The organism is Serratia entomophila (assembly GCF_021462285.1).
GTDB classification, from domain to species: Bacteria; Pseudomonadota; Gammaproteobacteria; order Enterobacterales; family Enterobacteriaceae; genus Serratia; species Serratia entomophila.
Genome location: NZ_CP082787.1, coordinates 1,637,443 through 1,652,881, shown reverse-complemented (window position 1 = coordinate 1,652,881; position 15,439 = coordinate 1,637,443). Strand labels below are relative to the sequence as shown.

At 46.1% G+C, this 15,439-nt stretch carries 10 protein-coding genes; all 10 read right to left on the bottom strand.

Going from position 1 to position 15,439, the window contains the following annotated elements:
* A complete protein-coding gene (locus KHA73_RS08145) occupies positions 1-1,767 on the bottom strand; it encodes a type I secretion system permease/ATPase (RefSeq protein WP_234590184.1) in 1,767 nt (588 codons plus the stop codon).
* Between the two features lie 324 nt (positions 1,768-2,091).
* A complete protein-coding gene (locus tag KHA73_RS08140; RefSeq protein WP_314725576.1) occupies positions 2,092-4,857 on the bottom strand; it encodes a beta strand repeat-containing protein in 2,766 nt (921 codons plus the stop codon).
* Positions 4,858-5,837: 980 nt separating this feature from the next.
* The gene (locus tag KHA73_RS08135) at positions 5,838-6,944 is read right to left on the bottom strand and encodes a glycosyltransferase (protein WP_234590180.1); all 1,107 of its coding nucleotides are present in this window, start codon (positions 6,942-6,944) and stop codon (positions 5,838-5,840) included.
* Positions 6,945-7,037: 93 nt separating this feature from the next.
* Positions 7,038-8,471 carry an undecaprenyl-phosphate galactose phosphotransferase WbaP gene (gene wbaP, locus KHA73_RS08130; RefSeq protein ID WP_234590179.1) on the bottom strand — a complete coding sequence of 478 codons (1,434 nt, stop codon included), beginning with the start codon at positions 8,469-8,471 and terminating at the stop codon, positions 7,038-7,040.
* A gap of 191 nt (positions 8,472-8,662) precedes the next feature.
* A complete protein-coding gene (locus KHA73_RS08125) occupies positions 8,663-9,820 on the bottom strand; it encodes a glycosyltransferase family 4 protein (protein ID WP_234590177.1) in 1,158 nt (385 codons plus the stop codon).
* A gap of 63 nt (positions 9,821-9,883) precedes the next feature.
* Positions 9,884-10,945 (bottom strand): glycosyltransferase family 4 protein, encoded by a 1,062-nt coding sequence (locus KHA73_RS08120; protein ID WP_234590175.1) that lies wholly within the window; start codon positions 10,943-10,945, stop codon positions 9,884-9,886.
* A 45-nt stretch (positions 10,946-10,990) separates the two neighbouring features.
* Positions 10,991-11,863: an ATP-grasp fold amidoligase family protein gene (locus KHA73_RS08115; protein WP_234590174.1), complete on the bottom strand. Its 873-nt coding sequence runs from the start codon at positions 11,861-11,863 to the stop codon at positions 10,991-10,993.
* A 32-nt stretch (positions 11,864-11,895) separates the two neighbouring features.
* The gene (locus tag KHA73_RS08110) at positions 11,896-13,344 is read right to left on the bottom strand and encodes a hypothetical protein (protein WP_234590172.1); all 1,449 of its coding nucleotides are present in this window, start codon (positions 13,342-13,344) and stop codon (positions 11,896-11,898) included.
* Complete coding sequence (locus tag KHA73_RS08105) at positions 13,334-14,494, bottom strand: glycosyltransferase family 4 protein (RefSeq protein WP_234590170.1); 1,161 nt, start codon at positions 14,492-14,494, stop codon at positions 13,334-13,336. Before KHA73_RS08105 ends, KHA73_RS08110 begins: the two co-directional genes overlap by 11 nt.
* A 37-nt stretch (positions 14,495-14,531) precedes the next feature.
* On the bottom strand, positions 14,532-15,422 hold the full coding sequence (locus KHA73_RS08100) for a glycosyltransferase family 2 protein (protein ID WP_234590169.1): 891 nt from the start codon (positions 15,420-15,422) through the stop codon (positions 14,532-14,534).
* Positions 15,423-15,439: the final 17 nt, after the last annotated feature.

Genomic DNA, 15,439 nt, shown 5'->3' with positions numbered 1-15,439 from the left:
TTAATTAATTTGAGTTTTTGGGATATTGCCTTCGTCCGGCCCGTTATTGACCGCGCGCACCGCCGGTTGGCCGGCCTGTGCCCGCTGGGCGTTGGCCAGCGCCTGCAGCACCTGCTGCGTAGGGCCAAACGCGTTGACGGTGCCGTTCACCAGCAGCAACAGCTTGCTGGTCATCGACAACAGGTTGGTGCGGTGAGTGATCAGGATGACCGTTTTGTTGCGCTGCTTGAGGAACATGATGGCCTGATTCAGCGCTTTTTCGCCGGCGTCGTCCAGGTTGGAGTTAGGCTCGTCCAACACGATCAGCGAAGGATCGCCATACAGGGCGCGAGCCAGGCCGATACGCTGCTTCTGGCCGCCCGACAGCCCGGCGCCGCCGTTGCCGATGAGCGAATCGTAACCGTGCGGGAAGCGTAAAATCAGTTCGTGCACCCCCGCCAGCTTGGCGGCCTCGATGACCTTTTCTGAATCCACCTCGTTAAAGCGCGCGATGTTCTCGGCGATGGAGCCGGCGAACAGTTCAATGTCCTGCGGCAAATAGCCGATGTACGGCCCCAGCTCGTCTTTATTCCACTGGTAAATGTCGGCGTTGTCGAGCCGCACTATCCCCTCGCTCACCGGCCAAATGCCCACCAACAGCCGCGCCAGGGTAGATTTGCCGGAAGCGCTTGGCCCGATGATCCCCAACACGTCGCCGGGTTCGACCGCGAAGCTGACGTTATGCAACACCGCATCGGCTTTTGAGCCCGGCGGCGTAGCGGTAACGCCCTCCACCGAGATCAGCCCCTGAGGACGCGGCAAAGACATACCGGTTCCACGCTCCGGGTGCGTATCCAATAATTTGACCAGGCGACCGTAGGAAAGCTTGGCGGCGCTATAACTTTTCCAAACGTTAATCACCTGCTCGATAGGCGCCAGGGTGCGCCCCATCAAAATAGAGCCGGCAATCATCATTCCCGGCGTGATATGTCCGTCAATCGCCAGCCAGCCGCCGAGACCCAGCACCAATGACTGCAGCGAGAGACGAACGAACTTGGTGATCGACGTCACCGTCGCCGCACGTTCGCTGGCTACGCGTTGGCTATTCAAAAACCGCTGATGCAAACCAAACCAACGGCGTTTCAGGTTCGGCAACATGCCCAGGGCTTCGATCACCTCGGCGTTGCGCAAATTGGTGCTGGCCAGGCCCCCGGACATGATCGACAGCTTGCTGGCCTCGGCCAGAGGCTTCTTCGAAACCATTTCGTTGATGACCGCCAGGCCAATCAACAGCAAGGAGCCGACCAGCGCAAAGAGCCCAAGCCAGGGGTTGAACAGGAAAATAACCAGCAGGTAGATCGGGAACCAGGGCGCGTCGAAGAAGGCAAACAGGGCGCTGCCGGTCAGGAACTGGCGCACCATGGTCAGATCGCCCAGCATTTGCCCGGCGTCCGAGGAACCGTTTTTAAGGTTGGATTCGTACGCTGCGGTATAAATGCGGTTGTTTAACCGCATATCCAGCTGGCTGCCGATGCGGATCACCACCATGCTGCGCACGTATTCCAACAACGCCATCATGCCGAACATGCCCAGCATGATCAGCGTCAACATCAGTAAGGTTATTTCATTGCGTGAAGGCAGAACCCGGTCATACACCTGAAGCATATAAACGGAAGGAACGAGCATTAACAAATTAATAAATGCGGTAAAAATGCCAACGGTCCAGAAGACTTTTGAGCGCGTCCGTATAACATCCGCAATTTCATTGCGCGGGATAAATTGGTTCACTTTCTTTCCTTACATCACCTGCACTGTCAGCCAAATCGCATTGATCTGTATAAGATTTTTCCTATACGAAAATCACCCCAAACATGCTCGAGACTGCAGCTGCTTTTTTTTAACTATAGATACAAAAAGTAAATAACAGCAAGGTCGCGAAAAAAAAAACACCGGCACCATAAAAGCGAGGCAAAACACGGGGATAACATGGTCATTTTCCGTGACCAGCCCCTGAAATTTAACCTGTGGCAAGCCCGCTATTTATATGGAAAAACGGAGGCAATTAATTGCCTCCGTTTTTATTTCACTTACAAACAATACCCATGTTAACTATTAGGCAACATCTGCCACTGGCGCATGGGCAATACCGTTCAGCGTCACCGTCGATGCGTAATGCAAGGTATCGAGCAGGTTCTGGTGATCGGTGTTCTTCAGGTAGATTACGCTGTCGTTGGCATCCAGCTTATGGTCATTATTATTATCAATAATAATGTAGGAGTCGGTGCCGCCGGCACGATCTACCCCAACCACCCCAACCTTGCTCGCCAGCGAGTTGTCACTGCCGATCCCCAACAGGGCCCCCAGTGCGCCAACCGCGCCGGTGATAATACCGCCCAACAAGGCGCTGACCGCGTTCGCCAGTACGCTCTCGGTACGCACGCCGTAGTCGCCGAGGTTGTTGGTGCCTGCGGTAGCCGAAATGGTCAACCCGGACAGAACATCCACAATGCTGTCTTTAGCGCTGCTGAAGTCATTGATGGTGACACCGGCGTTGGTGGTGCTGCTGGTCAGGTGATACTCGTTGGCGCCAGTTCCGCCGGTAATGGTGGTATTCCCCAGTACGGTGAAGCTGTCGTTCGCGGTAGACCCCGTCAGCGCGAAGTTGGTGCCGCCAAGGCCCAGCAGGTTGGCCAGCGTGCTGCCCAACGGCAACAGCGCCAGCAGGTTGTACAACACACCCTGCCCGGTACCGCCCTGGTTAAGCACCACATCGATCCCGCCGGTATTGGCAGAGGCATCCAGCGTCAACAGATTGCTGTAGCCGGCGCCAACGGTAAGATCCAGGTGATGGTCGCCCGTAACCGCGATGGTGCTGATCTGCGAGTTGCTGCCGGCCAGGTTCAGGACGTTGCCGTGAACGCCTGTACCGCCGGAGTCGATGTTGACGGTTCTCAACGCGGTGCCCAACAAGGCGCTGCTGCTGCTGTTCAGGCTCAGCGAACCGGCGTTGATATCGCTGGTGCCCGAAGCAGTGAAGTTCACGTTGAAATGGTCGGTGGCGTTCTGCAGGAAAGTGATGTCCACGCTGCTGGCCGAGGTCGCATTGCCCGTGACCTCAAGCTGAGCAGAGTTACCGCCGGCGGCGTTGATCACCTTAACCGCGCTGGCCAAACCGGACAGCACGAACCCCTGCGAACCGATGTTCGACGTGTTGGCCTGAACCAAACTGCCCGCGTTGACGCTGCTTTCCGTCGTTGCGTTGCCCGTCAGAATACCGAAGTCGAAGGTGTGATCGGCGGTGGCAACCGCATTGCCGCGGTCAGTCGCGGTGGCCTTACCGATGTAACCGGCCAGATCGACTTTCTCAAAGTTGGTAAACTGACTTGAGTTAGAGGTGAAGGTTGTGGTGCGGAATAACCCGCCAACCCCTGAAGCAACGGTAGTGACGTTCTTGGTGATAAAGTTGGCTGAAATGGTATCAATGCCGTTGCCGCCGTTTGCCTGCACGCCGGTGCTGACGATATTGGCTGCGCCGGTTGCCGCGTTGCCTACCCAGGTCAGGCTGTCATTGCCTTCGCCCAGGTTGAATTTCGCCGCGCCGGTAGCCAGGTTCGCCGTCGAGGTGACTGCGGCCTTGTCATTGCCCGAACTGCCGTTAAGCACGATATTGCCGTTATTCACGGTAATCGCCACCCCTGGGTTCACCCCATCGGTGGAGAGCGTGACAACCGAGGCTGCGGTGCCGTTAATCGTCAGATTCGCCAGATGATCGGCGAACGCCAGATTAACCGCCGCCGCTGCGTTGGCATTCAGCTGAACGTTGGTCAGAACGGCCGTTTCAGCATTGCTCAGCACGTGGCTGCTGTTGGTGTTGACGGTACCGGTAGCATTGCCGCCGGCAGCGGTCGTTGTCAGGCTCGCCGCAGTTTTGTAAACCAGGCTGCTGCCGATGTCATACTCGAACGCATGCTGCTGGGCGACGGTGGTGTTGTCGGTCGCCGTAGAAGTACGCAGATCGTTGATGATAGCGGCGGTAATCGCTGCTTTATCGGTCAATCCGCTGTACAGCGCAATTTGCGCAGGCGTAGCGGCAACGCCGTGAACGCCGGTGTACACATGCTGAATGAAGTCATTGCCGGTAAGCTGCGCGCCCTTTTTCTGGAACTCAACGGAGGTCAGCAATTTCGTGGTAAGCGAAGTAAAGGTGTTACCGTGCTTGCCAAGGTAGTTGCTCCAGTCGTCCAGACCCTGTGCATCCACGTCGCGCTGCGGTACGGCCAGGAAAATCGAGGCGACCTGCTCGCGCGCCGCCAGCCCGGCCAGCTGCCCGGCGTTGTCAGCCGCTGTTTCGTTCAAGAAGAACTGCTGAGCCGCCGTATCACCGGAGCCGACAGTGCCGCGCAGGCCGGTAATAATGTTGACTAATACGTCGCCTTTGGTGCCGCCGCCGCTGATGATAGCGCTCAGTGCGGAAAGCTCGCCGGCAGTCGGTGCGCGCTCATACGCTTCAGTGAACACCTTATTGATAAAGTCGGTGTTCGAAAGCGAGTTCAGCGCAGCGCGATCGGTGACAAACTTATTTGCTACCTGCGCAAAAGTTTGTGCCGACGTATTAATTTGCGTACCAAGAGTAATTACCGTGCTGGTAACCGCATCAATCCCTGCCAGGTAGTAAAGCGCCAGAGCATCAGAAACGCCCGGGCCGGAACCTGCAGCGCTGGTCCCCGGATACAGCACGTTGTTCAGCTGCGCATCAAAGTTGTTCTGAGATGTCAGCGTGCCCGAGTCAAAGCCGCTGTAGTTCAGCAGAGAATTAATGGCATTGGAGATAGCATCGGCCAAGGTGCTGCCGGCAAGCTGCGCCTGCAGTTCCGCCACGCTAGGAGAGCTTCCGTATGCCGACGTATAGATACTTTGCAGTATCTCAACGTCGGTTTTAGAGGCGTAAAGTGCCTGGCCCGCGCTGGAGCTCAACAGGCTTGAAATGTATGACTGGGCGGTGATCTGCCCTTTTTCTATCTGGTTACCAATACTGTCAAAGACGCTTGATGAGGCATTTTGCCCAAGCACTGCTAAAAGAAGCGCCGCCGCCTCTTTTTGATACACTAGAGAAGCCATAATCGTATCCTTAAACAAAATAGTTTTAGCGAGGCAAAATCAAACCTGATTTAAAACCTGGCGTTAGCAGTAAAAACGTTACCGCATAATGAATAGCGTGCGAAAAAATCCCCTTACTTCGCATATAAAGAAAAGTTCAAAAAAGCCAAGCTGTCAAGGCAATGGGATTTTTATTACTTAAAATCAGATGATAGATATAACCCATTGAAAATAAAAGACTTAAAAAACCAAACCTATATAATGAAAGTATATATTCACATTAAAAACAATTAACAAACTAACCTATTGATGTCGTGCAAAGCGCCAATCTATCGTAATCTCTTAATCTAACAACATGATAAATTTGAGGCGTTGCATAAAATCCGGGTGCGCTAAAATGAGGGGGCATTCGGGAATAAATCAAGTACGCCAATCCTGGGGGGATAAAATTTTCATTATTATCATTAGGATAAATCACAAGACTTAAGATTGAGGTTTGTCATGTGCAGAAAAGCCACTGCCAAAAATAAGGACATTTTGAAAACCAACCGGTACCGCGGAAAATAGACGCAAGTCATCCCTGGCTCGCGTCAGGGAACCAGCAAATACAGAAAACTCAGATAGATATGAATAATAATGATAAGAAAAATGGTTAGAGCGGAGGGATCGTCATACTGAAGGCACAAAAGAAAAGGAAGGAAGGTAAGATGAAGAGTAAGAAGCGCCGCCAGAATGCCGGCGCTGTTTACCTAAAGCCTGTGTTATTTCTTGAAAAGCGCGTTAAATCGCTTCAAGTAACTGTCCGTATAATAAAAATCCATACTCTGGCTAACGGTGGCCGGATCAAATTTATATTCTTTATCAACAATTTTTTGCATCAGCCCAGCGAAAGCCGTGATATCGCCGACTGGGAACAAGAAACCATTTTCCTTATCGGTAATAAAATCTCGCGGGCCGGTTTTACAATCCGAGCTGATGCAAATGATACCCCGCGACATCGCCTCACCCAACACGGTAGGTAACCCCTCGAAAGCCGAGGACAGCAGCAAGGCGTCTGGACGCTCAACGATGCCCCAGGGATTGGAATGCCAACCGCGGTGGACTATCACGACATCAGTCAGCCCCTTTTGCGCAATGTAGTCGTCAATAACCTCGCAATCCGCACCATCGCCAATAAGATGCACCTTGAAATTTCCTGACACCAAAGCGCTGGCATCAATAATATCCTTGATCCTTTTTTGGCCTTCAAAGATTAATCGGCCAATATAGACAAAGTGGCGCTCCTCTCCATTGCTGTACATCTCATTTACGATAGGCTGCCGCTCGAACGGATTAGGGAAGAGTATAATTCTTTCCTTTTCAATTCCCACTCCTTCCAGCTGGCTGCAAATCTCTTTACTGATCCCCAGGCAATAATCTGCATTTTTGCAAAGGTTAAAGTCACCAAAATTAGATGTCAAAGAAAAATGAGGCCAGGCGTATATCTCAAATTTAAATTTGAATATTGACCTGAGTTTTTTCAGATAGAGAGCTTGAGCTGGCCCGGTACAGATCACATAGTCAAATTTATTAAAAATCAAGAAGCATGCCATGTAAGCAACGTGGAAGAAAAAGTTAACTAAACGGCTGCCAAAGCTGAAAGGAAAACGATACGATTTCATATCGCGCAGCCAATCTTCCTTGCCGCGATAAAACCCTATTTTTTTATTATGCTCACCTATGTTTTTATCGCCACTAGACAATGAAACAACGGTAATATCAATATTTTGATCGCTAGAGACAAGATCATGCATGCGCTGGATAACACGCTCCACCCCGCCGTTCCCAGACATATAAGATGTAACAACCAATATTCTCTTATTTTTCATTTAATGATCCCGAATACCTTTAAAAAATTATACGGCTCAGTAAAAAACCAAAAGTCACGAATTTATGCCATTAGGCCGCTTTAAATATACGCGTTAGTACGCACCGTCTCTTTTTAGAACTACGCCGATTGTTTTGAACAAAATAGCAATATCGTTCCAAAGCGCCCAGTTTTTTACATACCATGCATCAAAGTAGACCCGTGTGTCATAATCGATGTCGTTACGTCCGCTAACTTGCCATAGGCCGGTCATCCCAGGCTTAGCCATGAAATAGTAATCAACGTCACCGGCATAGCGCTCAAGCTCAGCCTCGATAACAGGGCGTGGGCCAACCAGGCTCATTTCACCTTTTAAGACATTCCACAACTGCGGTAACTCGTCCAAACTGGTTTTACGAATGAAATGCCCAATCTTTGTAATTCGCGGATCGTTTTTCAGCTTAAAATCTTTATCCCACTCTTTTCTGGCTTCAGGATCGGTGTTCAATAAATTCTCAAGCACCTCCTGTGAATTGGTCACCATAGAACGGAATTTCAAGCACTTGAATTTTTTACCATTATGCCCTACGCGCTCATGGCCATAAATGGACTTCCCGCCGTCACGCGATACTTTATATGCCAAAAATGCCAATACCGGGGAAAGAACGAGAATAATGGATGATGAACCAACAATATCAAACAGGCGCTTAACAATGCGTGAAGAGCGCTTAGCCAAATTATTGCTGACCCGTAATATCATCACTTCATGGCTAAAGATAAAAGACATATCGGTGCCGTACAATGGAACACCGCGCAACGTCGGGATCACTGAGACGGAACGGCAGTTATGCTTGGCAAGATTTTTCAGCCACCAGTCACGCAACGCATGCTCCTCAAACTCCAGAGCCACGATAAACTGAGTATTTTCGACGTTGGCAATTTTCCATAGCTGCTCCTCGGAGTCGATAACAGGAATTCCGGCGACGACCTCATCACAAGGACTTTTAGTGCAGACAAATGCAGAAACGCGGAAACCCAGCACTTCCTCACTTTGCAGTGCGGCATAGGCCTCGATCGCATTGCGGCCGGAACCAATGATAATGGTATGCTTTTTCCAGAGCCCCAGTTTGTTCAAAATACGTTTAGTAATGATGCGTCCAAGAGGAACCAACACCAGGACCAGAAGCCAGGTCAGCATCCATACAAAACGTGAAAAATTCCATTTTGAAAAAGCCACTAAAGACAAATCAAGTACGGCAAATATTAATAATGTCCTGAATACTTCTTTCAACTCAAACCAGAACGGTTTTCTATAGGTATAATGACGCAAACGGGTCCAGAACCAAACTACGCAGATTAACGACAGAATAAAATGCGAAAGGATCCGCACATGGTAACCATCCGAGAGAAGAAATATACCAGGATCGTCAATCAGTTTATAAACGAAAAAGTATGCCAGATAAATTGAAACGTTAAAAAACACTAAATCTGAAACCAGCAGTGAAAACTTAGAAAAAAAGCTCTTAAAAATCCCACTATTGTTAGACATTGGATATTACCATCCGTAACTAAAGATTCTTTATGAAACATGTTGAGTTCACACCAGCACAGGAAAATTGAAGCCTATCACTCAACACATATCCAGATAGTTGTTATTGACGTATTACTACGGGCAGATGAACTCCGCGAAGTGCGTCTTTTATCAACACAAAAAAAGCAAATATAGAATTAAAATACTAGCTAATACATAATTCTTTTTTCATTATTGAACAAACTCCATTTTTCCTGAACATAAGCGCTCATTTCCCCCTGAAATCGCTCAACCGAAAAACGAGATGCATTATTACGACAATCCTGGGCAACAAATTCATGACAAACCGCTTCAAAGCGAGAAATAGCCTCCATCACTGCGGAAACCGTTTGCGAAGGGAAGAAAATCCCTGTTGGCCTGTCAACACCGTAGGGGCGTACCGTTTCCAAAACCCCTCCTCGTCCGTAGGCAATGACAGGGGTTCCGCATGCCTGCGCCTCAACCGGAGTGATGCCGAAGTCCTCCTCGGCAGCGAATACAAACGCCTTGGCGCGTTTCATATAATCTTCAAGCACATCATTATTCTGGTAACCTAAAATTTCGATGTTATTTTTCGCCTTGCTTTTTATTTTCTTCATCTCGGAACCGTCACCAATCACAACCAACTTTTTGTCTGGCATGGCCGAAAATGCTTCAACGATAAGATCAATGCGTTTATAAGGCACCATACGTGATGCCGTTAGATAGAAATCCTCCTTGTCTTCACAAACTGAGAATCTCTCTACATTCACCGGAGGATAGATGATATCCGCCTCTCGCCCATAAACTTTTTTAATGCGTCTGGCAATGAACCTGGAATTTGCAACCATATGATCAACACCGTTTGCGGTGCGATAATCCCAAAGGCGCATTTTGTGCAGAAACCACTTGGCCATTAGCCCTTTAATGCCCGTATCCAGCCCGGACTCTTTAAGATAGTGATGCTGCAGATCCCATACGTAACGCATCGGGGAATGGATATAGCTTATATGTAACTGATCGGGCCCTGTAAGGACGCCTTTCGATACGGCATGGCTACTAGAAATAATAATATCATGTTTTTTTAAATCAAGCTGTTCAATCGCATACGGCATCAGCGGCAGATACATTGGATAATATTTTTTTGCCAATGGTAAATGCTGAATAAACGTGGTTTCAGCTCTTTTGCCCAAAAAATCAGCTCTATCAGCATCGGCTAGAAAATCGATAACAGCGTATAAATCCATATGCGGATAAAGCGCCAAAAGCTCCTTAATAACACTCTCGGCCCCGCCCTTGGTCACTAACCAATCAGAAACTAACCCTATGCTTAAATCACTGCAAGACATCTTTATCCCCAAGCATGTTCTTCCCGCGCGAAAATTTTATCGACATCAAAATCCTCCGTACCGTTAAAGATTATCAATGATACGGTTTAAGCGTGATGCTGAGTTCTCCCAAGAAAAACGCGCAGCATTTCTGTAACCGGCTTCCACATACCTTTGCCGCTGTGATTGGTTTTCTATGGATAAGCGTAGTGCATTCACCAGAGAGTTTCTGTCAAGCGGATCAAAATAAATCACACTGTCTGCCAAAATTTCAGGCATCGCCGCTGCCGATGAGGCAATGACGGGACAGCCCGATGCCTGGGCCTCTATAGGAGGTATGCCGAACCCCTCGTAAAAAGATGGAAATACGAATGCAAAAGCACGGCGATACAACTCAGACAAGCTTTCATCATCTACGCGCCCCAAAAACTCTACATTGTTAACCAACGAGGACGACGCAATGATATTTTGTACGCCTTGATAGTTCTTGTGCGCCGACCCAACAATCTTCAGCCTGAAGCCCGCCTGCACTGGCAGATGAGCGAACGCGGAAATCAGCGCTTCAAAATTCTTATGATATTGCTGCGAAGCAACTGCCAGGAAATATTTTGGCGCTGCATCAGCGTCATTCTCGCTGATGTCGGGGTGAAAAAGGCTGCTGGCCGCATTGTAAATAACATGACAACGCTCCTCGGGCAGTGCAAAAAAATGCTTAAGTTCGCTTTTAGCAAACTGGCTGACCGTAAGCACGGCCCTGCTGCTGGCAATCAATCTGGGTATAATAAAATTGTACGCCTGCCTGAATTTGAAGCTGTAGCTTTGCGGAAAACGTTTATAGGCAACATCATGCAACGTGATAATTTTATTTTTATAAAAAAGAGGGGCCGTATTGCAGAAGTTAATCAGCAAAGGACTGCCTATTGACTTCAGATAGAGCGGTAAATCGTATTGTTCCCACAGATGTCCGCTTTTTTTACCTACTGTTTTTATATTTAGCCGTTTTGTTACTTCATTATATTTGATATTTACAGGCGCTAAAAAAACCACGTCATCCCGTTGTTCGTATAACTTTTGGCTAAGCTCGATAGCAAAACGCTGCACACCGGTGATTTCTTGAGAGAAAAACCTTGAATTTATATATATCATATCATTTTCTCAGCACGCCAAAATATATAAAAATGGCAGGCATTATTATCGCCACTCTTTCCACAAATCTCCCATCAACCGATCCAATTCTTTACCATAACCGGTACCAAATCCGGCTACGGGGGTGAAGGTAACTTCGCCGAAATAAAGAACGCCTTGATATATATACCAGTCGACACGAACATAATTGAAACTATCAGCCAATAACTTACTCAACGAAAGTGCCAACGCCAAGTTCTCCGAGTCCAGCTCTGTATCTGACTGCTTTAACGTTGAACAACCAAATACCTGGGAAAAATTATTTACATAAAATCGTCGGGTTAGCTTTCCTGAAAATCGATCATCGATAACCTGCAAAACAAAATCGAACTCACCATTGGCATTCTTAAACAGGTGGAATTTATAGTCCGTTAATGCAACAGAGCCATCTCCCAGCAGCTTCTCAACAAGTATCATGGGCGATATATGTCGATAATGTATTTCCCGCTGCACATGAGAAAAGTCGGTCTCAATCCAGCGCTGGGCAGTTGTTATAATTTTTTCAACTTCAGCGGCCGAGACTGGTGGATGGACTATTTTATACATTCCCGCGCCATGATTAGGTTTAACAATGACGCTCTGTCCCTGCCAGTTGAATTCTTGGAGATCCTCTGGATTGTCGGTAAAAAACAGCAGTGGAATTAAGTGGTTGTCACCTATTTTTTGCTCCACATAGCGCCTGACGCGGTATTTGTCTGCCAGTTCGCTAAATACTGGGGCTTCCATCTTGAAGTTTTTTCTATAGAGAACTTTTTCATTAAAGGTTGTTGGGTGCTTGATATTTGGGATGCGCCCAAACTTCAAAAAGTACACACAAATATCTTGAATATACCATGGCAGCTTTTTCGATAATTTTTTAATATAGGCTCTTATGGACATTTAGATAGCTCACCAACTCATTTTCAATGATGTTAATCATTAACCACAACAGGACTCTCTGGAGCCGCATTTTTCCTATACATCAGTAAGCCCCCCATCAACATCATAAGTTTTATAAGCGTTAGTGCAGGCATTGGATAAGGCTGAACGGCTACACATACAAAACCTATCAGCCAAATCAAGTTAAAACACAGAGGCGTTGCATATTCAAAATCCGCTAGCTTAATGTTAATTGACAAGAGATAACAGAACGCTAGCGAGGCAGTGATTAACATAACAAGCATTCCAACAATACCGGTATTCTTGATTTGCGTAAGCAGTGGCGTTTGAATGCTGCGCTTATACTCAACCTCCCCATTGGCATCCATATCTATTCTTTTTATCTCGCCTTTGTCGGCAACCCCGGTGGGGGATAAATACAGCCCTCCATGCCCAATCCCAATAATATTTGCGGGGAAATATTTACCGGTATATGTCCAATAATCATTAAGTTGACTTGCCCGGGTATTGATAGCTTTACTGGTAAATATTTTTATTGCGGGATGAACCAAAGCAAGAGCAATGATCAATAATAGAATGAAACGTTTTATTGGTAATCTACGGGTTACCAATCTAACAAAAACATCATATACCAAGTAAATTGCAGCTATTGCGAAAAGAAACTTATAAATGTTCAGTAGCATGCATACGGCCATGATAACCATTAACACCAGAGATAAGCCTATACGTTTCTTATTCGCGAAAAACATTGAGATAAACACAAACAAATATAACGTGAAGTAATTATAGATCTTATCCTGATCTATGATGCTGACTTTCACTCCATAACGTTCCCACACATAATCCGTGTATATGTATGTTCCGATTAACCCCGAGATAAAGTTAATGAAATCCAATATGCAGAACACGAACAGCAAGCTAGTGAATTCTATTTTCCCGATCCCCTTGCTTGCCCTATAAAAAACAAGCAGCATAGCGGAGAAGTAAACAATTCCACGGGCATATAAAAGCTGATTTTTAACACTGCCAACTCCACCGGAGGCAGTATAAAATGCATAGCCTAAAAGCGAGATTGAAAATATCACTCCCCCCTGAATTGCGACCAACTTAAGTAAAGGTGCAACGCTGGAGTAAATAAAAGGTGATTCCGTTTTTTGTCCTAAAAGCCATTGTGTGAACAAAACAACCAAAACAATTAAAAAGAAGATATCGGCAAATGAGAATACGCTAAATATTTTGAAGTGATAGACGAAGGTTCTCGCAATGGGGACGTTAAAATCATGAATCGGCATGACCATGATATTATATGAAGAATAAGAAAAAACAATATAGATGAATAATAATAACAAGACAGCCGAACTTAATTTATATTTTTTTGAGAAAAGATAAAGTACAAATAAAGCGACAAAGAGAAATATAATAAAAAAAATCGAGTCCGAAATCACTAAAGAGTGGGGTATATAGGATGGATCAAAATCCATTTTTGACTCTATCATACTCTTCTATATACTCCTGAGTTATCTTCTCGGAAGAAAAAAGTTCCCTGATCTGGGGTGTGACAGCCTGCTTTTCACGCATTATTTCTTTTAATCTGCCGTATGTAAGATCGCTCTTTAATTCAAAAACCGTTGGTACTATCTTCATAAGTTCCGTAATCCCACCAACGGCACAGGTCAAAACAACCTTATTGGCCAGAGCACATTCAATTACGGTTCGGCCAAAAGGCTCACGCCATTTCGTCGGCAGGATGACGACATCTACCCTGTTCAAGAAATTCAGCAAATCGACCCTGCCAAGAACCTCAATCTCTGACGCTGTCGCCAACCTTGCCAGGTTCGCCATTTCTTCTCCGGCATAATCGCCTGCAGCAACCGCGACTACGTCTCCCTTCTTTTCACTTATCGTTTGAATAAGCCGGCAGAAGGTATCAAACCCTTTCGCAGCACTTAATTTTCCAATAAAACCAATGCTCAAATGCATGTCTTCCCTCGTTTTCATCGGAGGAACAACCACCGCATTATAAATGGAGCGCGTCTGAGACTGAGGAAAGAAACCGCTATCAATATGAAAATTCTTTATAAATTCACTGATACCGATAAAAGACGAAACTTTGCGGCTTTGTAACCTTCGCAGGAAAGACCAAATCAAAACACCATAACCGCGGGGGCTCTGATTTTCCCCATCCGTATACAATGTAGAGTTGGGATGAAATAGATAATAATCCCGCGCCGTATGAATTATTTTCACCCCTCTTTTTTTTGCCGCAGACCAAATAGAAACGGAAAAACCAGCCAGATTATTTGTGTGAACAAGATCGGGCTCGTACATGTCTAGCTCTTTGCCAAATTGGATACGCGAAGCCACATTATAGCTGTCAATAAGATGCCATAGCCCGCGGCTTAGACCCGACCTTCTTCTATTATCAAACGGCCAATAGATATTTTTTAATGGCAGGTAAACAACCTCGACGCCATTGATGATGCTGCATTTCCGATAAGATTCACTATGTAAAGTCAAAACTTTCACCTGGTGTCCCTGTGAAACTAAACCTTCACATAGAATCTGAACCGAGACCTCAGCACCGCCGATACGATAGGGTGCATATAGCGTATTCACAACTAGGACTTTCATAGCCCCTCTCGAGCTCATCAGATGAAAATGGAAAACTTTAGTGAGTATTGCTAGACACCTTTTTATTAGCGGCGCAGCGAGGATGAATCCCTTTGATGAACACTGAAAATATATATGTTATTTTTTTGAAATTCAAATTCAACGTATACTTGATGATTTTTCTTAATAGTATCCAAATTGTGTTACTACTTGGATAATGCCGTGCGCTTAAGATAGCATCGTACAGTCTTTCATTCACTGTATGCTCGCTTGTTTTTCCTTCTGTACGCGATAAAGAATGATTGATATATGAGTGAGTTCTTATATTAAAGTCGATTTTATTCTTTACCTTAATCTTTCTCATTATTCTGAAAAGGCTATAGTCAACACCATACAGCGCAAACCTTTCATCAAATAACTCTCTCCCGGCATCAGAAAACTTTTCGACAAGACTCCGGCGAATAATCAATCCAGAGCCAATTGAAATAGTGCTCTGAACATCCAAATTATCTTTATCTTCGGTGATTACACGCCCATGCTCAAGCGGATAATAAGTAACCCCATCAACTACCGATTTGATTCTTGGCAGTTCTAAGTCAAAATCATCGTCCTTTGAGTTGATCGAATTGATAAACTTTTCAGGCAAATCAGAATCGTCATCGAGTAAAACGAACCTTTCAGAAAAAGCATTAGATTTAATAAAATCGTTGTAAATTACACTTAATGGTCTATTTTCGATGAAGTTTGCTATCTGAACCTTTTCGAAGTGTTCCACCAACTGATTATAAAAATCATCATCGCCAACTTCTAAATTTTTAGGTCCGTTGTTCGCTATAAATAATTCTGCATTTGAAATTTTATAGGACAATAATGACTTTAACGTTTTAGACTCATTTAGTTTTTTATTGTATAAAACAATCAATATGCTGACGCTATAATTCTCTATCATTTACAACCTCGTGATAA